Genomic DNA, 20,255 nt, shown 5'->3' on the forward strand with positions numbered 1-20,255 from the left:
ATTTTAAGAATTATTTTATCATAATACATCAATTAAATAACAATTTAAGTATATAGAATTAATATGGGACAACAAGTGAAAGATGCCAATGGAAAATTGGGTATTCTTATTCCGGGATTAGGTGCTGTGGCTACAACATTAATCGCTGGTGTGGCATCTATAAACAAAGGTTTTTCAAAACCAATCGGATCTGTTTCTCAATTGAGCAGAATCCGTCTGGGTAAACGCACTGAGAACAGAAATCCATTAATTAAAGATTTCGTCCCTTTAGCAAAACTGGAAGATGTTGTTTTTGGTGGCTGGGACGTATACGAAGATAACGTATATGAGGCTGCATCAAAAGCACAGGTATTGGAGCAAGGTCAATTGGATGCTGTTAAGGCTGAATTGGAGGCTATCCAACCGATGAAAGCTGTGTTTGACCGTAATTTTGTGAAAAATTTGGACGGAACGCACATCAAATCTGAAAAAACTCGCCGTGAATTGGCAGATGCTGTACAACGTGATATTCGTGAATTCAAAGAGAAAAACGGATTAGACCGTATTGTCTTGGTATGGTGTGGATCTACTGAGCGTTATATTGAGACAAACGAAGCTTTTTCAACCTTAGCTAAATTAGAGGAAGCGTTAGATAATGATGATCAACGTATTCCACCGAGTATGATCTATTGTTATGCGGCATTGAAAGAGGGCGCTCCGTATGTCAATGGTGCACCAAATTTAACATGTGACGTTCCAGCGATTGTTGAGTTGGCGCATGAAAATGGTGTAGCAATTGCAGGTAAAGATTTTAAAACAGGTCAAACATTGATGAAAACAATTGTGGCACCTGGTCTTCAAGCGAGAGCTTTGGGTGTTGAAGGTTGGTTTTCGACGAATATCTTAGGTAACCGTGACGGATTAGTATTGGATGATCCTGAAAATTTCAAAACAAAAGAAGTGTCTAAATTATCGGTATTGGAAGAAATTCTAGATGCGAAAAAGAACCCTGAGTTATACGGTGACCTTTACCATAAAGTACGTATCAACTATTATCCTCCACACGGTGATAATAAAGAATCTTGGGACAACATCGATATTTTCGGTTGGTTGGGCTACAAAATGCAGATTAAAATCAATTTCTTATGCCGCGATTCAATTTTAGCAGCACCGGTTGCCTTGGATTTGGCTTTGTTTATTGACTTGGCGCAACGTGCAGGCATGTCGGGTATTCAAGAGTGGTTGTCATTCTACTTGAAGTCGCCTCAAACAGCTCCAGGATTGCCTCCTGAACACGATATCTTCAAACAATTGATGAAATTGCAAAATACATTGCGTCACATTATGGGTGAAGATTTAATCACACATTTAGGACTGGATTATTACCAGGAGCTAGTCGATAGTATTCAATAAGCTAACTTAATAAGAGCGGGGAAACAATTGTCTAAAAACAGTTTTTCCCCTTTTTCTTCAACATCTTTACGGTATTGAAGATTTGTGATATAACCCTCTGTAGACTTTTGCGCTTACGAACGCTGAGATAGTGACGGGGGTTTTGCTTTTTTATAAATGATTTTATTTTGCAATTAGAAGAAATGGAATTTGCAATTATAGCAGCGGGAGAAGGTTCTCGATTGCGAAAAGAGGGGTTCAATTTACCGAAACCCTTGCTACCATTACATGGAGTTCCATTAATTGAACGATTGATTCGCATGTTTGTTAAAGAAGGAGCGCAACGAGTTCATGTTATTATCAATAAACAATCTCCGGAGCTGAAATTGTTTTTGGAAAAAACGACGTTTGAATTACCTATTGTGCTTATAGAGGAAGATACTGCAAGTTCATTGCATAGTTTTGCCTTGCTTGTCAAAAACAACCCCGATTGGTCGTCCTGTTGTCTGACCACAACAGATACGGTTTTTAGGCCACATGAATTTCATGCCTATTTAGAAGCATTTCAGCAACATCAACAGGCCGATGCTTTTATGGCTGTAACTCCTTTTGTTGACGATGAGAGTCCGCTCTATGTGAACACCAATTCGCAGCTTCGGGTGGAAGCTTTTTTGGATACGGCAACCGCCAAAACGAAGTACGTTTCTGGGGGAATTTACTGCTTTCGTCAGGCGGCGATGGACTGTGCGTTGAGCTCCGTCGAAGCAGGTAATTCCAGAATGCGTAATTTTCAGCGTGCTCTATTGGAAAACGATTTACAAGTAGAAGCATTTGTATTTGAAAAGGTGGTCGATATTGATCATTTAAAAGATCGTGTTGTCGCAGAACAATTTTTGAGTGAGGAGGTTAGTTAGTAAAATGAGCGATATGATTTCTATTTTAGGCGTAACTCGAAAAAATCGCTTTTCACCCAACCATGTGGGGAATGATGCCGCCATATTCAATGAAGTAGTTTTAAAACTGACTGAAAAAGGTGCCTCGGTAGAGCTTTGTAACGAGGATGAATTTTTGTCTTCAGCATCCGTGAAGCAGGATAATATTCTGACTATGGGGAGAACAAAGACTTTAGTGAAAAAGTTGCAATCTCTTCAAAATAATGGGGTCAATGTTTTGAATTCTGGATTTGGAATTGAAAATTGCTTTCGGAAAAATATGACCCTTAAGCTTTTGGAAGGTGGAGTTCCTTATCCGAAAAGTATCGTGATCTCTACGGTTGCCGATATTCAATCTATTTTTGAGAAACTGAAAGGAAAGGGTGTGTGGATCAAACGTGGCGACTTTCACGCCATTCATAAAGAAGATGTTACTTTTGCCGCTAGTCTGAAAGAAGCGCAACATATCTTGAATGAATATGCGCTCCGCGGGATTAAAGAGGCGGTGATTTCTGAACATCTTGCCGGAGACCTACTAAAATTTTATGCGGTGCGGGGAACGGATTTCTTTTTTTATTTTTACCCCTATGAACACAATCATCACAAATATGATTTGTATGAACAAATTAATGATGAGGTCGTACACTTTCCTTTTGATCTCGACAAACTAAAAGAAGTCGCCAATCGTGCGGCAGAAGTCCTGGATGTACATATCTACGGCGGCGACGTGATTATTGATGCAAATGGAGACTTCCATATTATTGACTTAAATGACTGGCCAAGTTTTGCGCCTTGTCGGGCAGAGGCTGCAGAGGCCATTGCTCAAATGGTTTACCATAAATTTACTGAAAAGAACCACAATGCAGAAAGAACAAGTTAATGTAATCGAAGAAGATAATTTGAGTGCATTCGAACAATCTTTAAAATCTAATGATACCGAGGAACGAATTGATATTTGGTTTTATCGACCTATAGGTTATCGCATTGCGCAAGTCTGTGCAAAAATTGGTATTACACCCAACGCTGTAACCATTATTAGTATTTTCTTTGGCGTTGCGGCGGGTATTTTATTCTATTACCCGGCGTTATGGATTAATGTGATCGGCATGCTTTTATTGGTTTTTGCCAATTCTCTAGATAGTGCCGATGGACAGCTGGCCAGAATGACGGACAATAAAAGTCGCTTTGGTCGTATCTTGGATGGTTTTGCTGGCGATTTTTGGTTTGCTTCTATTCATATTGCGATCTGTTTACGCAGTATTAACGAGGGGTGGCCACAATGGCTATGGGTATTTTGTGTGCTTGCAGGTGTATCGCATATGCTTCAGTCAGCAATGGCTGATTATTATCGTAACGTGCATTTGTATTTTATTAAAGGTAAAGCTGGAAGTGAGCTGGACAATACACGTGATTTGAAAGTTGACTACGATGCCTTGTCCTGGCGCAAGAATTTTTTCAGCAAATTTGTGTTAAATGGCTATATGGGCTATACACGAAACCAGGAAAAGCTTTCGCCAAAACTGCAAAAGCTACTGCGCCTAGTGAAAAGTCGCTATAAAGACGAATTGCCAAAACAATTAATGGTCGACTTTAGAACTCAAAATAAACCATTGATGAAGTATACAAATATTGTACAGTTCAATACAAGGGTGATTTTCCTATTTGTTTGGTTGTTTATCGGCCAACCTTGGATTTACTTTTTCTTTGACATGTTTGTCCTAAATCCGATATTGATATATATGTGTAACCGACAAGAAAAGGTAAGTGGCTATTTTGTTGATAAATTAACAAATGATCCAACCTATGGGTAGCAAAATCTATAAAGTGCTCTTTATGCTGATCGGTATAGGTACACTGGCCTATATGATTCATGCAATGGGAATTGATGAGATTTGGAACAACCTTGAAAATATTGGCTGGTGGTTTCTGCCTGTACTTGGTAGCTGGGCAGTACTCTACTGGATGAATGCTATGGCATTTAAGGCAATTATTCAGGAACCGGAATTGCCACAGACAAACGTCCCTTTTTGGAAGGTCTTACAATTGACAATATCGGGGTATGCCATCAATTATATAACACCATTTGTTGCGTTAGGAGGGGAGCCTTATCGTATTATGGAGCTTAAAAACTATGTCGGTGGTTCGAAGGCAGGTTCATCTGTGCTGTTATACGGTGTCATGCACATCCTATCGCATATTTTATTTTGGGTCGCTTCTGTTTTTCTAATTCTTTGGTTTGTGCCTGCTAGCACGATGGTCAATGTGGCCTGTGCTGCGATTTTTGTAATGGCTATCATCTGTACTTGGCTATTTACAAAATTTTATAAGAAGGGAATTACCGTTTCACTATTGAAAGCCTTGTCTAAACTGCCTTTGGTAGGCAAGAAAGTGGGTGATGTACTGGATACGAAATATGAAACTTTGAATGACGTCGATCAACAGGTGAAAAACCTCTTTCAAAATCGTCGTGATCGTTTCTATACGGCGCTTTTTTGGGAATTTGTAGCACGCGTTGTAGGCTGTTTTGAGATTTATTTTATTGGTTTGGCTTTAGATATCAATATTGATTTTATTGATGCTATGATCATTAGCTCAGGATCTTCCCTATTTGCCAATCTTGTTTTTTTCTTTCCAATGCAGTTGGGAACCCGGGAAGGTGGATTGGCAATGGCCGTAATGAGTATAGGATTGCCTGCGAAAGTCGGTATTTTTATGGGTGTTGTGACACGAATTAGGGAAATTGTGTGGATTATGATCGGTTTGGGGTGGATGAGTTTAGTAAAAAGGAAATAACATGGATAAGTTTAATATTAAAGGAATTATTTTTGATTATGGTGGAACCTTAGACACCAATGGCGGCCACTGGGGAGCTGTTATCTGGTCGGGTTATGAAAAATATCAGGTTCCCGTAAATTTGAACGCTTTTCAGGAGGCCTATACCTACGCGGAACGTCAGATGGCTTTACAACCTATTATTAAACCGCAGTTTAATTTTTTGGAAGTGCTTGAAGCAAAGCTCAATGTGCAATTTGATTATCTTATTGCTGCAGGGTACGACTTAGACCGATCATTAGCGCATAGAATAGCCTTTGACGGTTATTCATTGGCGAAGAATACGGTTGAAGAGGTAAAACCACTGTTAAATTCACTCCATGAAAAATATCCGATTGTCATGGTTTCCAATTTTTATGGTAATTTAAAATCGGTCCTTGATGATTTTGGGATTCTATTTTATTTTCAGGAAGTTGTGGAGTCGGCTGTCGTCGGTGTGCGCAAACCTGATCCTGCCATTTATGCCTTAGGTGTAACTAAAATAGGACTTCCTGCACAAGAGGTATTGGTGGTGGGTGATTCCTATAGTAAAGATATGGTACCTGCCAAAGCGGTTGGCTGCCAAACCTTATGGTTGAAAGGGCAGACTTGGGGCGAGGATAAATTGCAGGATACTGGAGCTGCAGACCAGCAATTTACAAGCATCTTCGATTTAATCGACTTTGTTTAAGTAGAGATTCTGACGAAATTCTTTAGGCGAGATTCCAACATTTCGCTTAAAGAATTTACCAAAAAAAGATTGATCCGAGAAATGTAATTTCACTGCAATTTCTCCGATGGGAAGCCCCTGGCAAAGTAATGATTTTGCTTCCTCCACTAAAACGTTCTGAATAAGTTCTATTGCTGATTTTCCAGTTAGTTCCTTGGTAATTACGGATAGATGTTTCGCTGTGATGCCGAGTTCCATCGCATAAAATTGCACCATGTGTTCTTTATGAAACGACTTTTTTAATAGCAAATGGAAATTGGCCAGAATCTCTCTTTTCCGGGAGGGAATAGCGGGTGTATTTCGCATATTTTGGCTTCCTAGACGGGCTATTTCACAAAATAATATTTCTGTTAATGACTTAATAATCTGATGTTTGAAAAGGTAGCTAGAGTCTTGTCGGTCGTAATGAATAAACTGTTTAAATAAGTTAGATAAGTTGATCGAATCTTGGTTCGATAGCGACCAGATGTAACTGTCACTTAAGGCAAGAGATTTTTTGGTGACCTCGAAGAAATCTTCTTGAAAATCCAGTTTGAAGCTAAAATCCAGCGTAAAGAAAATCAAATATACCTCACAATCCCAAGATTTGACGACCGAAGAGCCATTCACTCGGGAGGATGGATTGGTTAACAATAGGTGATTTTGCGCAACTTGTACCCGTTCATTATTAATCATGAAGGAAGTCTCACCTTTTTTTATTAAACAGAGCGAATAGAGGTCACCTTTTGTTAAAATCTGCTGCTGCTCGGAACTAAAGACAGGTTTCGATTTGTTGCCCTTAAAATGAAAGACATAAAAACCCTTGTTTTTGATGGGAGTTTCCTTTACAGACATGTTTATTTTACGATAAAATCAAAATAGGTTTTACGATAGGGTTCATCTTGCAAAGTGTAATGCCACCATTCCTTATCATAAGCTTTGAAGCCAAATTTAGCCATCGCTTCTTTTAAAATCTTCCGGTTTTCTTTCTGTTGGACGGTCAGATGCGCATAGTGATGATGGGAGACTGCGCCGAAAAAATCAAAAGGTCCACCCATATCAATCTCCTTATGATCTTTTAAGCTAATGAGCGTTAGATCGACTGTACTGCCACGGCTGTGGCCTGATTTGGAGGCAATAAAGCCTAGATTGAACAAGTTCTTCTTATTGATAAGCGGGTAGAATTCCCTTTTTGCGATAGTATCATTGGTGTTTAAGGACCATGTTTTAAAGTTGTCAACAGCACGTTGCGGACGGTAGGCATCGAATATTTTCAGGCCAAGACCTTTTTTATTTAAATGGTTCTCGACCTGTTGCAGTGCTAGCGCTGCGCGCTTCGTTAAAATAGCGACTGGTTTTTCATAACCTTGAATTGGCCTTCCGGTGAAGTTGTGGCTACCAAAATAACGCATTTCTAAACTTATTGTTGGAATAATGTCCTTGACGTATACAAAATCTGAAGGCATGGTCTTTTCCTGCGCACTGAGAGAAAGCGTGGAAAGGCTTAAGGCAAATATAAGACACAAGTTAAATTTCATGGAATGAAGATACAACTTGTGTCTTAATTAATATAATATAAAACGTTATTCTCGTTCGTAATGACAAGAATGATCTTGAATTCAGCTTATTGACCAATTTGTGCTCGTATTGATCAACAGCCCACTAATGATCCGCTAATTTTTTTCTCAGATAATTGTATATTTCAATCTGCGAACGGCATGGCGCCTTTTTATTCTCAACGTAATGATTGCTCAGTGAATTGTTGAGTATACGGGCCTTGACATTATCATTGAGCTGGATCTGAAGCATTTCTTTTAAATCTTCCTTGATTTTTTTACTTGTTATTTTGACCGCTGCTTCGATGCGATGATCCAAGTTTCTTGTCATCCAATCTGCCGAGGAAATAAATAGCTGCTCTCGGCCAGCGTTGTAGAAATACATCACACGTGCATGTTCCAAATACTCATCGACGATTGAAATGGCATTCATTTGCAATTTAAAGGTTTTTTGATTTGTTGCACAGTAGATTCCCCGGATGATAAGGTCTATTTTGACACCAGCTGTTGCGGCATCATAGAGCTTTTTAATCATTTCTTTATCGCTCAGTGAGTTTACCTTGACAATAATATATGCTTTTCGACCAGCCTTGGCTTCGGTAATCTCCTGATCGATGTAGTGTAGAAGTTCCCTGCGCATATCCGTTGGGCATATCAACAGACTTTTGCAATTTTTGATAATTTCAGCCGGATTTGACTTAGGACGTCTCAGGTAATTGAAAACCTTATTTATATCGGCAATAACATCCCTATTACTCGTTAATAGGCAGTAATCTCCGTATAATTTAGCCGTTTTTTCATTGATATTTCCTGTGCTGACAAAACCATACTGGATCGTTTTCATTCCAATACGTTTTTTGATGACGCATAGTTTTGCATGGACCTTTTTATTTGGGATACCGGTCAATACCTTGATGCCTTCCAGTTCAAGTTTCTCTTTCCAGTCCAAATTGTTTTCTTCATCAAATCTTGCCCGAAGTTCAAGCATCACGGTGACTTCCTTTCCATTGCGGGCCGCGTTAATCAGGGCATTTGCAATTTTTGAATTCGAGGCTAAGCGGTATGCCGTAATCTGGATGGTTTTCACATCTGGATCCATCGCTGCTTCACGAAGTAGATCAATGATCGGTCTAAACTCATGATAGGGGAAGGAGAGCAGCACATCTTTTTTCAATACAGTATCCGTTACACGTTCGTAGTTCTTGAAATAGGGGTGTGGAAAGGACGTCCGTTCCAAGGGCTGATTATAGGATTTAAACACATTGGGAAAATCCATGAAGTGTTTGAAGTTGTGTATTTTTTGTCCTGGAATGATGCTGTCTTTTTTTGAAAGGTTAAGTTTCTTGATCAGGAATTCTACCAATTTATGGTCCATCTCTTGATCAAAAATAAATCGGGTAGGTTTACCTTTTCTTCTGTTTTTTACCCCTTTGCTTATCTTTTCGACCAGCGTCGTGTTGATGTCATTGTCAATGTCAAATTCGGCGTCTTTTGTGACTTTAAATACATGTGCATTGAATACATCAAAACCGAAATAGGAGAATATCAGAGGAAGATTAAACTTGATAACATCCTCCAAAAGTATGATGTGTTTTTCATCTTTTGGCGATGGCAACTGGACGAAGCGTCCATTTTGACTGGTCGGGATTTCGATGAGTGCAAATTTGGTTTCGTACTGCCATTCCTGTTTTCCCATAGCAATGCCCAAATAAAGGCTCTTATCCCGAATATAAGGCATAGGCCGCACATCGTCCAATATCAGCGGAATGACGTTCGATTCTACGTCATCCTGATAATAGTCACTCACAAACTTCTGTTGTTCGGGGTTGAGTTCCTCACTGGTCTTAATATAGACATTTTGTTTGGCCATATCTTTTTGGATACGATTCCAGGTACTGTCAAATTTCTTTTGCTGCTTGATGACCCGGATATTGAGCTCTTCTAGGATAAGCTGAGGATCTTCATAGAAGGATTGATTGGCACTTTTATCTTTGAGGTCTATAGCCCGTTTTAGACCTGCAACACGCACGCGGAAAAATTCATCGAGGTTATTGGAAAATATACCTAAAAATTTGATTCTTAAGGGTAAAGGGACAGTCTCATCCGCAGCTTCCTGAAGTACTCTGCCATTAAAGCTCAACCAACTAACGTCTCTAGGAATAAATTTTTTCGCCATAGCTAAATATACGTAAATTTAAAAAGCAAAACTATAGCTCTGCAGGGGATAATCGAACTTTTTTGTGTTAAAGAATTATTAAGTTATTTTTTGTTGATGTATTTCGAGCGTCGTTTTAAGGTGCATTTTTGCCATCATTCTTCTTCCCTAGAAATAACCGCTACAAGGTAGAGCATAGCGTGGCAAAAAAAAATCCCCCAAAGTCTAGCAGACTTTGAGGGACATGTCATTATGTTTGATTTCGTCTATTTCTTCTTTCCGTACTTTTTGGAAATTTGAATAGCTTTGTATTTCGTCGTGTCAAAATGGGGTGTGTCAATTGATAAGCTTGTTGGATAAGGTGCACTTCGATCGAAGAAATACACCGTTGTTGTGCTTCCGTAATCATTGACAGGCATCAAGTCAAGACAGCCTGTATAATCTGCGTTCAACAGGTCACCTACTGTAACGGCATAGATGCGTATGATACCGCCTTTATTTTGTTCATTTCTGACGAAAGCGACTTCCTTAAAACCTCCCGGTAAACCTTCAATACTTTTCTGATTGAAGCTATCTTTTAAAATAAAACCCAGCAGCACTAAAATCGGTATGACCAAAAGCCATAACCTTTTATTCTTCTTCATTAAAAAACACTTAAATTGTAATAGTAATACCTAATAACTTATAAAACTCTTTTAAAATTGCCTGATGTCCTGGCCAAGCAGGAGAGGTGACCAAATTTCCGTCTACGACCGCTTGATCTGCAGGAATATTTTTCCATGTGCCGCCTGCTAATTCAATGTCTGGACCTACAGCAACATAGGCTGTCAATGTACGACCTGCGAGTACTTTTGCAGCTGTTAACACCTGGATACCATGACATATTGCCGCCACAGGTTTGTTGTGCTCAAAGAAGTGTTTCGTAATCTCCAAAACACGTTTGTTGAGTCGAATATATTCTGCCGATCGTCCGCCAGCAATATATAGACCGTCATAGTCTTCAACATTTACCTGGTCGAAATCTTTATTGATTGCGAAATTATGCCCGCGCAATTCTTTGTAGGTCTGATCACCAGTGAAATCATGTACTGCTGTGGGAACTACATCCCCGCTTTTGCGGTCTGGAGCAATTGCATCTACCGTTATCCCTATAGAACCCATTGCTTGAAATGGAACCATTGCTTCGTAGTCTTCTACAAAGTCTCCTACAAGTAGTAATATTTTTTTTGCCATATCAAAAAACCTCTTTTAATAGGTTTTCAATTTACATATTAAAAGAGGTTTTTACAATGATTATTTGTTAATCTTTTGTTAACCCTGAACGGATAATTTTTCGGCAAGTGCACGTTTTGTTTTACGTACTTTAGCTTCTAATTGACTTCTTAAAGTCGGGTCGATAATACCTTTACCTTCTTCAAAGTTTTTGTGGAATTCGGGAAGAGAAAAGGAATCTAATATATCGGCACCGTCCCAAGTGATTCGATTGACAGCAGTGTTCAAAACTGTGGCACCTCCCATTGGACCAGGGGCAGTAGCCAATAAGAAAACAGGTTTGCCGTTGAATAATTTACGGTTAGGAATCCGTGAAACCCAGTCAACGATATTTTTGTAAGCTGTGGTATAGGATCCATTATGTTCGGCCAAAGAAATCAACAGGAAATCTGCGGCATCCATTTTAGCTGCAAAGTCATGCGCTAATTGTGGAATGCCCAACTCGACTTCTTTGTCGTAAGAATAGATCGGCATTTCAAAATGGTTTAAGTCTAGCAATTCGATGGTATCGTCGGCTTCCTTGTAGTATTTTGAAGTACTTGTGACAAATGTTTTGTTGATTGAGTTTTTGTTGCTTGTGCCTGCAAATGCTAATATTTTCATCTTTATATCATTAATTTATGAGGTGCTGCATAGGGTTAAAAATACCCCATACTGGCCTCGCTGTTACCTTTGGAAAATCATGGTTTTCGCATGTTTTCGATTTGATTTATTTTTAAATCGGGTCAAACTTACAATATAATTGCTGAATAAATGTCAATCAAATGTCTCTGTGGGGTGTTCTGCTTTATTTATTGATGTAGATCAAGAAAATTAAAACGTTCGTACATGCCAAGTAGACCTGTAAGTCCGCCGGTATGTATTACGAGTACCTGATCGGCGGGGGTAAAGTAGTCCTTTTTGATCAGGTCATCCACGGCATAGAGCAATTTGCCGGTATAAGTAGGTTCAATCATTATTCCTGTGGATGCTATAAAATGTTGAACGAAGGCGAGCAAGTCGGCGTTGGATTTGGCATAACCACCAAAATGATAATCAAGGTGTAAAATAGGCGGGGGGATGTTGGGGTAAAGTTGATCGACTTCCGTTTGAATAAAGCCACCATTTTTTAAAACAGGAACGCCATGTACATGGGTAAATAGATCTCGTTTTTCGACAGCATTGCCTATTCCCGCTAATGTTGTTCCTGTACCACAGGCTGTAAAAATATGCTGATATTCATGTTGGAGTTCGTCAACGATTTCGGCGCAACCTTTCGCTCCGAGCATACCGTAACCGCCTTCATGTATATAGAATGTCGTCGGATCCTGACCAAAATAACGCTCGTATAAATTTTCTTTATTTCGGTAAGATTCGCGGTCGACGTAAATAAGCTGCATCCCAAAAAGACGACACATCGTTAAAACAGGGTTGTTAACCCCTTCTTCACCTCTAACAAAAGCAGTTGTTTTAAACTTGAAGGTAGCGCCGGCGCAAGCAGTAGCCAAAAGATGGTTGCTCCATGCCCCGCCAAATGTAACCAGATGGCTTTTCCCTAGCTGCACTGCTTCTTCCAGATTATATTTTAATTTTCGCCACTTATTGCCCGAAATAAACGGATGTATGAGGTCATCCCGCTTAAGCGTTACTTTAATATGCTTCTTCTCCCAGGCCGGAAGGCACAATTCAGTTTCGGGACTATGGATTTTGAACGGCAACATAACATTAAATGAAAACAAATTTAACGAAAATTGTTTCATTTGGTTTATTTTTGTAGCATGACAGAACAAATTGGATCGCAAGATCAGGAAGAACAGGAATTATTTGAGCATCTACGTATTGAGGTGGATAAGGGGCAAGCATTACTCCGCATTGATAAATATCTGATGAACAGGGTGGAAAATGCTACGCGGAGCAAAATTCAGCATGCTATTGAAGCTGGTTCTGTCATGGTTAACGGTAAGGAGATCAAGGCGAGCTATAAGGTTAGACCTGATGATGTGATTACATTGGTGCTACCTGATCCGCCACGGGATAACGAAGTTTATCCTGAAAACATTCCATTAGATATCAAATACGAGGATGACGATGTGTTGATCGTGAATAAGGAGGCGGGAATGGTCGTGCATCCAGGATATAATAATTATACAGGAACCTTGGTCAATGCATTAACGTATCATATACAGCAGCTGCCACAGCTACCTGGAAACTCCGATCGCCCGGGTTTAGTGCATCGAATCGATAAAGACACCTCCGGATTATTGGTCATTGCTAAAAATGAAAAATCAATGGCCTTTTTGGCAAAGCAGTTTTTCGATCACAGCATTACCCGTAAATATATTGCATTAGTTTGGGGAGATTTAAAAGAGGACGGAACAATCACAGGTTATATTGGACGTCATCTAAAAGACAGACGTATCATGGCGATGTATGATAGTGAAGACAAGGGGCGTTGGTCAGTGACACATTACCGAGTTTTGGAGCGACTGGGCTATGTTACCCTAATAGAATGTCAATTAGAAACGGGACGTACACATCAAATTCGTACGCATATGCAATCTATTGGTCATCCGCTATTTAATGATGCCATGTATGGTGGCGATAAGATTTTAAAAGGTACCGTGTTTTCAAAGTACAAGCAGTTTGTGGATAACTGTTTTTCATTGCTGCCGCGACAAGCACTTCATGCTCAAGTATTGGGATTTATTCATCCTTCTACAAAAGAAAATATGTATTTTGAGGTACCATATCCGGAAGATTTTCGTTTAGCTTTAGAAAAGTGGCGCGGATATGCGGCAAATTCAATGGCTATAGAACATGATTAAAATTTAGAACAAAATTAAGATGCCAACAAACTATATCAATTTCAATGGCAATGTAGTGCCGGAAGATCAGGAAATATTTAGCATTGAGAATAGAGGTTTTCGTTATGGGGACGGACTGTTCGAAACGATGTTGTATAAGGATGGTGATATCCGCTTTCTAAATTTTCATGTCGAGCGTTTACAAAAAGGAATGGAGTTGATTCATTTGGATGATGCAAACCTTTTCGATGCATTTTTTATTCGTTCGAGATCCGAAGAATTAATCCGTAAAAACAATATGTTGGGACAGCAGGTTCGTATCCGGTTGATCGTATTTAGATCTGGTGGCGGATTGTATAGTCCGACGAGTAATAAACCTGGTTTTGTTTTGCAGGTGCAGCGCATAGAACCTAATCTTCGCGATAAGAAGGTCGGTTTGATTGTAGGGCTGTACAATGAATTCAAAAAACCTTATAGCGATCTTTCAAAGATTAAATCTTTAAATGCGCAGATTTATGTGTTAGCTGGCATCTATAAAAAGAAAATGGCTTTTGATGATGTGTTAATTCTAAATCAGGAAGGTTACCTATGTGAATCCTTAATTTCAAATATCTTTGTCTATTATGAAAAGGTGCTTTATACACCAGCATTATCCGAAGGATGTATTGAAGGGGTGATGCGTCGGGTAGTCATGGACATGGCACAGGATGAAGGTATAGAAGTGGTGGAAGCACAGATAAGCCCCGAAATCATGAAACGGGCAGATGAGATTTTCTGTACCAATGCTGTACAGGGGGTACAATGGGTAATGGGCTATAAGCAAAAGCGCTATTTCAATAAGATATCGCGGATCTTACAGGAAAAATTACAGCATTGGAACTATGACCTCAGTGATGAACAAGACTAGTTTAATTTGATCATTCATACAAAAGGGCAGAACTTAATTCTGCCTTTTTGTATGAATGATTCGCTCAGCCCATTGCTCAAATGCTGTTTTAAAGCTGCGGAGAAAATCTTTGGTTTTTGCTAATTCCACTGTTCCACTTGGACCGATACAGCTGCCGATATCGCCCAGATAAGCTTCAGGTTGCTGCATCGTTGGGATATTGACGAAGACAAGTGATTGACGCAAATGATGGTTGGCCCCAAAGCCCCCATAAACTCCCGTTGATGAGGAAATTATTGCGCCAGGTTTACCATCCCATTTATTTTTTCCATAGGGTCTCGAACCCACGTCAATCGCATTCTTTAATACCGCCGGAATCGAACGGTTATACTCTGCGGTAACAAAAAGCACAGCATCCAAGGACGCGACCTCTTGACGGAAACGGGTATAGCTAGCCGGTGGGTTACCAGCATCGTCAAAATCCTGATTATATAAGGGGAGATCGCCGATATCAATCATGCGATAGCTAAATTTCGATTCCTCCTGGTCGAGGATAAACTGTGCGATCTTTTTATTGAAAGATTCCTTTCTCAAGCTGCCGACAAATATGCCTACGTTATATATACTCATGGTAATTATTCATTAAAGTCCTATCAATCTGAACAACGGATCCTTCAAAAAGGTTTGGGGTATTTTGTGAATTACACTATTTTCAACCTGTTCAAAATGAGGTTTTTATTGTTGCGTTAACAAAAATTAACATTTGAACATTAATCTTTTGCATACTGTTTGTTGTCGTATTGTAAAGAAGAAATTACAAACTAAGGGAGGAGCTACTTATGAAAAAATTGTTTTATGCGGCGGCGATCATTGCAGGCCTTTTTACGGCGGGAGCCGCACAGGCGCAAGTGAGTATCAGTGTCAATATTGGAAGTCAGCCTAGTTGGGGGCCAGCGGGTTATGATTACGCGCGTTATTATTATATGCCAGAATACAATATGTATTACGATGTACCCGCGAGATGTTACGTTTATTATGATAACGGCGGCTGGATAAGAAGAGCAAGTTTACCGAGACGATATAGACATTACGATTTTTATCGGGTGCATAAAGTAGTAATCAACGATCGCACACCTTGGCATCATCACGATCGCTACAGAAGCCGTTATGGCGGTTATCGGGGAAGGCAGGTCGCCATTCGAGACAGTCATCATGGTGGTGGATATTCATTTGCAAGCGAGCGTCGGGTAAGCCGCGAACATTCATGGGGTGAGCGTCGGGGATACGATAGAGGAAACGACCGCGGTTATGGACGAGGTCGCGAAGGTGGTCACGGGCGTGGCAATGATCAGGGACATGGACACGGGCGAGGTAACGGTCATGGCGGAAGACATCGGGATTAATTGAGTAGCTGAATAACAGAATAAAAAAGGAATCTATATCAACATAGGTTCCTTTTTTTTGGCCGGAAATAACAGCTGGTCTGCTTTCGTAGCGCTGGAGGCATGCGAAATCATGACGCTTTGAGTGCCATGCACAATAAATTAAATAACATAACAGCTTTATTAATGAAAAATATATTAATTTTGCGCAACACGGGACTGAAATCAGCTTATTTTAGATGATTTTGAGTATTTGTGAAATAATTGTGATGGTAAGTTAATTTTTGTAATGAGAAAAGTAGTTAATTCGGGTGTTGTATGGGTAGGGTTAAGTATATCTATTTTGGGATTTTACTCCTGCAATCAAAGTGGGACAAATAAGGTGCAAAATGTGGGGGCTGTTGACTCTATGCCACCAAAAAAGGATAGTTTACTTGCCGTGCAGGATTCAATAAGTAAAGTAGATTCGCTACGGAAAGACACCATTACAAAAATGGAAGAAGATGTGGACTACAAAGGAGCTAAAGATACAACGGTATTGTTGACTGATACTGTTTCTCCACGATACATTTATCTCACTTTTGACGATGGACCCTTAAATGGAAGTCAGCACCTTGATTCCATTGCGACAGCAAAAGGCATTAAAATCAATGCTTTTCTGATTGGTAATCATGACAAGATGAGTAAGAAGTTACACGGCTTTACAGAACGTTATAAAAATAATCCATTAGTAGATTGTTACAACCACAGTTACTGGCATGCACATAATAAGTACAGTACGTTCTATTCGAATGCGCAGACGGCCTTTGAAGATTTTGAACTTGCTGAGCAATCGCTGGGCTTAACACATAAGATAGTGCGGCTGCCGGGACGAAATATCTGGTATATCGGAGACCGCAAAAAGGTTGATTTGAAAAGTGGGGCTTCGACGGCCGAGCTACTACACCAAAATGGTTATAAAGTAATTGGTTGGGATTGTGAGTGGAAGATTAATGGTGTTACAGGGAAACCGGACCTATCGGTGAATCAATTGTATACCCAAATGAAGAATTTACTCCGCAAAGGTACGTCTTATACAAAGAACAATGTTGTGCTCTTGACACATGACAATATGTACCAAACGAAAAAAGGGCAGCGGCTATTATCGGACTTGATCGATAGTCTCAAACAACATCCAAACTATCGTTTCGAATTTGTGCGGAATTATCCGCAATAGTGGCAACTAGTATCTATTTAAATAATTAAGGCTTAAACAGGAGTTCCCCAGTTTAAGCCTTAATTATTTAGACGAAAAGTCTATTTTAATTTTGTTTACGGAGATATTTGGTCAGAATCACGATGGTTTGACCTTCAATCTTTCCTTCAATTTGTTCGATATTGTCTGCTACAAGTCGAATATTCTTAACCACGGTACCTAAAGTCGCTTTTAAAGAGGAGCCTTTCACATCAAGCGTTTTTGTCAGAACAACAGTGTCGCCCTCCAATAGTCGTTGCCCGATGCTATCTTCATGAAATGAAACATAGCCGTCATTTTCATGGTCTCCAGTTTTCTTAGCTTCAGCTAGTGTCTCATCGTCTAAATAGAGAATATCCAATGCTTCAGACGCCCAACCTTCATTTTTTAGTCGGTTTAACATACGCCAGCATACAATTTGTACCGATGGGTTCTCGGACCACATTGCATTTGGAAGGAATTTCCAATCGTCCGGATTTAATTGCTCCGTTTTGTTGAGCTGATTGACCAATGTTTCTGAAATCAGTAAAGTATTGTCCAAATTTGATGTTATTTCCGGTGGTAATGTATAAGCAATTAAAGTGGCATCTTCGCCTGTCAGCTCACATTTTCCGCCAGCTCTCGCTTGTAATTGTTCTTCTAATTTCATGTCAATTTTTTTGAAAGCCCAAACTTAGCCAAATTTGTTTTGATGTACAATGACGAATATCACGACTTAGAGAAATAACTCCTGTTTTTGTCCCTTTAAAGCATTGTTTTTGCTAATGACTATCTTTTCTTACTGGTAAATTTATGATATGAGCGAGCTATAATGTAAATTGTAGCATGAGTTTTTTCTTCAAATAAATCTACTTCATGTAAAACATTGGTACCGAATTTGTGTTTATCCAACATTAGAAAAGATTATTAACTGTAATATAGAAATACTATGAAATGGCAAGGAGGTAAACAAAGTGGTAATTTTGAAGACCGCAGAGGAATGTCGGGGGGAGGAAAAATTGCTTTAGGAGGAATTGGTGGAATTATTGTTTTGGTCATTGGATTTTTGATGGGTGGAGATCCGAGTCAACTCTTACAGCAGGCTCAAAATATGGGGGCGCAAACCGAACAGTCCGGGCAGCCACGTGAGTTAAATCCTGAAGAAAAAAGGCTAACCGAATTCTCCTTGACTGTACTCCAAAGTACAGAGGATGTTTGGGCAAAGCTGTTTAAAGAGCAGATGCAGAAGAGTTATACGCCTACTACCCTTGTTTTTTATGATGGTGGTACACAAACGGATGGTTGTGGCATGGGACAGGCCTCTTACGGACCTTTTTATTGTCCTGGCGATCAAAAGATTTACCTGGATCTGAGCTTTAGTAAAGAACTGTCGGATAAATTCGGGGCGAAGGGAGAGTTCGCCATGGCGTATGTAATTGCCCATGAGGTTGGACACCATATCCAACAGTTGGTGGGTTTATTACCAAAGACCAATCAGGCCCGTGGGCAAATGAGTGAACGCGAAAATAACCGGATCTCTGTGATGACCGAACTGCAAGCTGATTTTTATGCTGGAGTATGGGCGCATTATCTCAATGAATATACCGATATAAAAATCGATTATAATGATATTATGGACGGTATGAAAGCTGCCGAAGCAGTGGGAGATGATAAATTACAGACAGAGGCACAGGGCTATGCTGTTCCTGAATCATTTACGCATGGTACGTCCGCTCAACGTATGGAATGGTTTAAAAAGGGATATGATTCGGGGGATATGCGATCGGGCAACACCTTTGAAGATCCGAGTCTGAAATAAAGATCATACTTCGAATGAAAAAACACCTGTTCACACATCATGAACAGGTGTTTTAATTTAATTGCCCTATGTGTTTCACCACCTACGCTTTCATTTATTTGGGAATATAAAGGATCATCACAAAACCCGTGCTGAATCATGTTGGATCATTATTGAACCAACAAATTACATCCCCTGATATCACTTTGGTCAAAACGTCCTAATATTTCAAAAGATCCATCTGGATATACTTTACCCAAATCCTGCGTGGCTATAAATGAACACGAGTAACGATTCGCAAGGTCGATAACGTTGATACCACCAGTTTTATTCATGGGAATTAGGCTCAATGGATCATTGGTGTCGCGAATCAAGATTTTCATCCATTTGGGAAGATGGAAAATTCCCTGACCTGAAGAATAACCTTGTGAGAGTAATTCTGTCATGCCATATTCCGAATGGATTCCATGGACGGAAAAGGCTTCTTCCAGGAGTTTATGGATTTCCTGTTTGACCATTTCCTTGCGCTTACCTTTCATTCCGCCAGTTTCCATAATAATCAGTTCAGGAAATTCAAAGGCGTATTGTTCAATGAAGTCGAGTAGGGCGTACGTTACGCCGAAAAGGATTGTTTTTGTGCCTTTATTTTTGAGCGCCACAAGTGTATCGTAAAGCTCTTGGTGGTTATAGAGAAAATAATTGCTTTCAGGCTGCTCACTTTGCTTCATGAGATCATCAATCATGTAGATTAAAGATGAACCGCTTCTTTCAAGGTATGAGGGTAGAAGGGCCAGTATGGCAATATGGCTCAGTGGCCCATAGAAGTCTTCAAAAATACGACGGAAAGTGCGTTCGTAAATACGGAGGTCAGCGACTAAATGTTTTGAGGTGACCATACCCGTTGTACCCGAACTCGAGAATACGATTTCAGCCTCCATTCCTTCAGCAATAACCTGTTGCGTCTTAAAAAATTCAATAGGCATAAAAGGAATATCCGTATAGTGCTGAATAAGGTCTTTTTCTCTGCCGAGGAGGCTGATATAGTCACGATAAACCTTACAATGCTGGCTCTGGAATTGGTAGGTATCTAAACAATGCTGATTAAAATCATCCTCGGTTTTAATTTCAAAAAAATCCTTCCAGTTCGCCATAGCATTTAAATTTGATCGACAAAATTAACGAAAATTTGTAAATATTGAAGGCGATCTATAGATTCCTTCTTATCAGAAGCCTATTGAAGATGTTTGGTATTATTAATAATACAGGTATGTGGAGACAGAAAATTCTGTAAACAGAAGGAGCAGTATAGTGTCTTTGTCCAGTATAACCGGATTAGAGGGGTAGATAGATCGGGATCGTCGTAAAACATAACTAGAGAACAGGCTTA

At 39.7% G+C, this 20,255-nt stretch carries 21 protein-coding genes; 11 read left to right on the forward strand and 10 right to left on the reverse strand.

The features are described from left to right. The first annotated feature begins 63 nt into the window (after positions 1-63). From B4Z90_RS05255 to B4Z90_RS05280, 6 genes are all read left to right on the forward strand, one after another. Complete coding sequence (locus B4Z90_RS05255) at positions 64-1,392, forward strand: inositol-3-phosphate synthase (protein ID WP_070569637.1); 1,329 nt, start codon at positions 64-66, stop codon at positions 1,390-1,392. A 167-nt stretch (positions 1,393-1,559) separates the two neighbouring features. Beyond that, positions 1,560-2,285, forward strand: a complete 726-nt coding sequence (locus tag B4Z90_RS05260) for a nucleotidyltransferase family protein (RefSeq protein WP_236560164.1) — start codon at positions 1,560-1,562, stop codon at positions 2,283-2,285. Between the two features lie 13 nt (positions 2,286-2,298). Continuing rightward, entirely contained in the window at positions 2,299-3,183 is an 885-nt protein-coding gene (locus B4Z90_RS05265; RefSeq protein WP_231585333.1) for a hypothetical protein, read from the forward strand. Beyond that, entirely contained in the window at positions 3,164-4,114 is a 951-nt protein-coding gene (locus B4Z90_RS05270; protein ID WP_070569641.1) for a CDP-alcohol phosphatidyltransferase family protein, read from the forward strand. The genes B4Z90_RS05265 and B4Z90_RS05270 overlap by 20 nt, the downstream gene beginning before the upstream one ends. Continuing rightward, positions 4,107-5,096, forward strand: coding sequence for a lysylphosphatidylglycerol synthase transmembrane domain-containing protein (locus B4Z90_RS05275; RefSeq protein WP_070569644.1), 990 nt, complete (start codon positions 4,107-4,109; stop codon positions 5,094-5,096). Before B4Z90_RS05270 ends, B4Z90_RS05275 begins: the two co-directional genes overlap by 8 nt. A gap of 1 nt (position 5,097) precedes the next feature. Further along, the gene (locus B4Z90_RS05280; protein ID WP_286801563.1) at positions 5,098-5,805 is read left to right on the forward strand and encodes an HAD family hydrolase; all 708 of its coding nucleotides are present in this window, start codon (positions 5,098-5,100) and stop codon (positions 5,803-5,805) included. On the opposite strand, the gene B4Z90_RS05285 is transcribed toward B4Z90_RS05280, so the two are convergent. The 7 genes from B4Z90_RS05285 to B4Z90_RS05315 form a co-directional block, all read right to left on the reverse strand. Further along, complete coding sequence (locus B4Z90_RS05285; RefSeq protein WP_070569648.1) at positions 5,788-6,678, reverse strand: helix-turn-helix domain-containing protein; 891 nt, start codon at positions 6,676-6,678, stop codon at positions 5,788-5,790. The two genes, B4Z90_RS05280 and B4Z90_RS05285, sit on opposite strands and share 18 nt — an antisense overlap. Before the next feature lie 2 nt (positions 6,679-6,680). Beyond that, the gene (locus B4Z90_RS05290) at positions 6,681-7,361 is read right to left on the reverse strand and encodes a M15 family metallopeptidase (protein ID WP_201303506.1); all 681 of its coding nucleotides are present in this window, start codon (positions 7,359-7,361) and stop codon (positions 6,681-6,683) included. A gap of 124 nt (positions 7,362-7,485) precedes the next feature. Further along, a complete protein-coding gene (gene ppk1 / locus B4Z90_RS05295) occupies positions 7,486-9,555 on the reverse strand; it encodes a polyphosphate kinase 1 (RefSeq protein WP_046675796.1) in 2,070 nt (689 codons plus the stop codon). Between the two features lie 245 nt (positions 9,556-9,800). Then, the gene (locus B4Z90_RS05300) at positions 9,801-10,178 is read right to left on the reverse strand and encodes a hypothetical protein (RefSeq protein ID WP_070569650.1); all 378 of its coding nucleotides are present in this window, start codon (positions 10,176-10,178) and stop codon (positions 9,801-9,803) included. Positions 10,179-10,188: 10 nt separating this feature from the next. Then, positions 10,189-10,767 (reverse strand): DJ-1/PfpI family protein, encoded by a 579-nt coding sequence (locus B4Z90_RS05305; RefSeq protein WP_070569652.1) that lies wholly within the window; start codon positions 10,765-10,767, stop codon positions 10,189-10,191. A 78-nt stretch (positions 10,768-10,845) separates the two neighbouring features. Then, the gene (locus tag B4Z90_RS05310; RefSeq protein ID WP_046675799.1) at positions 10,846-11,409 is read right to left on the reverse strand and encodes an NADPH-dependent FMN reductase; all 564 of its coding nucleotides are present in this window, start codon (positions 11,407-11,409) and stop codon (positions 10,846-10,848) included. Between the two features lie 188 nt (positions 11,410-11,597). Continuing rightward, a complete protein-coding gene (locus B4Z90_RS05315; RefSeq protein ID WP_053003927.1) occupies positions 11,598-12,545 on the reverse strand; it encodes a 1-aminocyclopropane-1-carboxylate deaminase/D-cysteine desulfhydrase in 948 nt (315 codons plus the stop codon). Positions 12,546-12,563: 18 nt separating this feature from the next. On the opposite strand from B4Z90_RS05315, the gene B4Z90_RS05320 reads away from it, so the two are divergent. Continuing rightward, positions 12,564-13,610, forward strand: coding sequence for an RluA family pseudouridine synthase (locus B4Z90_RS05320; RefSeq protein WP_046675800.1), 1,047 nt, complete (start codon positions 12,564-12,566; stop codon positions 13,608-13,610). A 19-nt stretch (positions 13,611-13,629) separates the two neighbouring features. After that, positions 13,630-14,496 (forward strand): aminotransferase class IV, encoded by an 867-nt coding sequence (locus tag B4Z90_RS05325; RefSeq protein WP_046675801.1) that lies wholly within the window; start codon positions 13,630-13,632, stop codon positions 14,494-14,496. Between the two features lie 33 nt (positions 14,497-14,529). On the opposite strand, the gene B4Z90_RS05330 is transcribed toward B4Z90_RS05325, so the two are convergent. Then, positions 14,530-15,105 carry an NADPH-dependent FMN reductase gene (locus B4Z90_RS05330; protein WP_070569655.1) on the reverse strand — a complete coding sequence of 192 codons (576 nt, stop codon included), beginning with the start codon at positions 15,103-15,105 and terminating at the stop codon, positions 14,530-14,532. A gap of 209 nt (positions 15,106-15,314) precedes the next feature. Here B4Z90_RS05330 and B4Z90_RS05335 point away from each other — a divergent pair, with 209 nt between their 5' ends. Both B4Z90_RS05335 and B4Z90_RS05340 read left to right on the forward strand, forming a co-directional pair. After that, positions 15,315-15,878, forward strand: coding sequence for a hypothetical protein (locus tag B4Z90_RS05335; protein WP_115048048.1), 564 nt, complete (start codon positions 15,315-15,317; stop codon positions 15,876-15,878). Positions 15,879-16,146: 268 nt separating this feature from the next. Then, on the forward strand, positions 16,147-17,073 hold the full coding sequence (locus B4Z90_RS05340; protein WP_070569659.1) for a polysaccharide deacetylase family protein: 927 nt from the start codon (positions 16,147-16,149) through the stop codon (positions 17,071-17,073). Positions 17,074-17,158: 85 nt separating this feature from the next. Here B4Z90_RS05340 and B4Z90_RS05345 read toward each other — a convergent pair whose 3' ends face one another. Then, positions 17,159-17,740: a PhnA domain-containing protein gene (locus B4Z90_RS05345; protein WP_046675805.1), complete on the reverse strand. Its 582-nt coding sequence runs from the start codon at positions 17,738-17,740 to the stop codon at positions 17,159-17,161. A gap of 279 nt (positions 17,741-18,019) precedes the next feature. Between B4Z90_RS05345 and ypfJ the strand changes: the two genes are divergently transcribed. After that, on the forward strand, positions 18,020-18,889 hold the full coding sequence (gene ypfJ / locus B4Z90_RS05350; RefSeq protein WP_070569662.1) for a KPN_02809 family neutral zinc metallopeptidase: 870 nt from the start codon (positions 18,020-18,022) through the stop codon (positions 18,887-18,889). Positions 18,890-19,038: 149 nt separating this feature from the next. Here the strand turns inward: ypfJ and B4Z90_RS05355 are convergent, their stop codons facing one another. Beyond that, positions 19,039-20,019: an acyl transferase gene (locus tag B4Z90_RS05355; protein ID WP_070569664.1), complete on the reverse strand. Its 981-nt coding sequence runs from the start codon at positions 20,017-20,019 to the stop codon at positions 19,039-19,041. Positions 20,020-20,255: the final 236 nt, after the last annotated feature.

The sequence above is a fragment of the Sphingobacterium sp. UBA5639 genome (assembly GCF_002421245.1).
GTDB classification, from domain to species: domain Bacteria; phylum Bacteroidota; class Bacteroidia; order Sphingobacteriales; family Sphingobacteriaceae; genus Sphingobacterium; species Sphingobacterium multivorum.

Bases quoted from the DNA above. Each gene is read 5' to 3' on its own strand.
- B4Z90_RS05305 (WP_070569652.1), bottom strand. From the start codon at position 10,767: ATGGCAAAAAAAATATTACTACTTGTAGGAGACTTTGTAGAAGACTAC.
- B4Z90_RS05255 (WP_070569637.1), top strand. From the start codon at position 64: ATGGGACAACAAGTGAAAGATGCCAATGGAAAATTGGGTATTCTTATT.
- B4Z90_RS05270 (WP_070569641.1), top strand. From the start codon at position 3,164: ATGCAGAAAGAACAAGTTAATGTAATCGAAGAAGATAATTTGAGTGCA.
- B4Z90_RS05315 (WP_053003927.1), bottom strand. From the start codon at position 12,545: ATGAAACAATTTTCGTTAAATTTGTTTTCATTTAATGTTATGTTGCCG.
- B4Z90_RS05275 (WP_070569644.1), top strand. From the start codon at position 4,107: ATGGGTAGCAAAATCTATAAAGTGCTCTTTATGCTGATCGGTATAGGT.
- B4Z90_RS05310 (WP_046675799.1), bottom strand. From the start codon at position 11,409: ATGAAAATATTAGCATTTGCAGGCACAAGCAACAAAAACTCAATCAAC.
- B4Z90_RS05300 (WP_070569650.1), bottom strand. From the start codon at position 10,178: ATGAAGAAGAATAAAAGGTTATGGCTTTTGGTCATACCGATTTTAGTG.
- B4Z90_RS05340 (WP_070569659.1), top strand. From the start codon at position 16,147: ATGAGAAAAGTAGTTAATTCGGGTGTTGTATGGGTAGGGTTAAGTATA.
- B4Z90_RS05280 (WP_286801563.1), top strand. From the start codon at position 5,098: ATGGATAAGTTTAATATTAAAGGAATTATTTTTGATTATGGTGGAACC.
- ypfJ (WP_070569662.1), top strand. From the start codon at position 18,020: ATGAAATGGCAAGGAGGTAAACAAAGTGGTAATTTTGAAGACCGCAGA.
- B4Z90_RS05285 (WP_070569648.1), bottom strand. From the start codon at position 6,678: ATGTCTGTAAAGGAAACTCCCATCAAAAACAAGGGTTTTTATGTCTTT.
- ppk1 (WP_046675796.1), bottom strand. From the start codon at position 9,555: ATGGCGAAAAAATTTATTCCTAGAGACGTTAGTTGGTTGAGCTTTAAT.
- B4Z90_RS05265 (WP_231585333.1), top strand. From the start codon at position 2,299: ATGATTTCTATTTTAGGCGTAACTCGAAAAAATCGCTTTTCACCCAAC.
- B4Z90_RS05330 (WP_070569655.1), bottom strand. From the start codon at position 15,105: ATGAGTATATATAACGTAGGCATATTTGTCGGCAGCTTGAGAAAGGAA.
- B4Z90_RS05325 (WP_046675801.1), top strand. From the start codon at position 13,630: ATGCCAACAAACTATATCAATTTCAATGGCAATGTAGTGCCGGAAGAT.
- B4Z90_RS05355 (WP_070569664.1), bottom strand. From the start codon at position 20,019: ATGGCGAACTGGAAGGATTTTTTTGAAATTAAAACCGAGGATGATTTT.
- B4Z90_RS05290 (WP_201303506.1), bottom strand. From the start codon at position 7,361: ATGAAATTTAACTTGTGTCTTATATTTGCCTTAAGCCTTTCCACGCTT.
- B4Z90_RS05335 (WP_115048048.1), top strand. From the start codon at position 15,315: ATGAAAAAATTGTTTTATGCGGCGGCGATCATTGCAGGCCTTTTTACG.
- B4Z90_RS05320 (WP_046675800.1), top strand. From the start codon at position 12,564: ATGACAGAACAAATTGGATCGCAAGATCAGGAAGAACAGGAATTATTT.
- B4Z90_RS05345 (WP_046675805.1), bottom strand. From the start codon at position 17,740: ATGAAATTAGAAGAACAATTACAAGCGAGAGCTGGCGGAAAATGTGAG.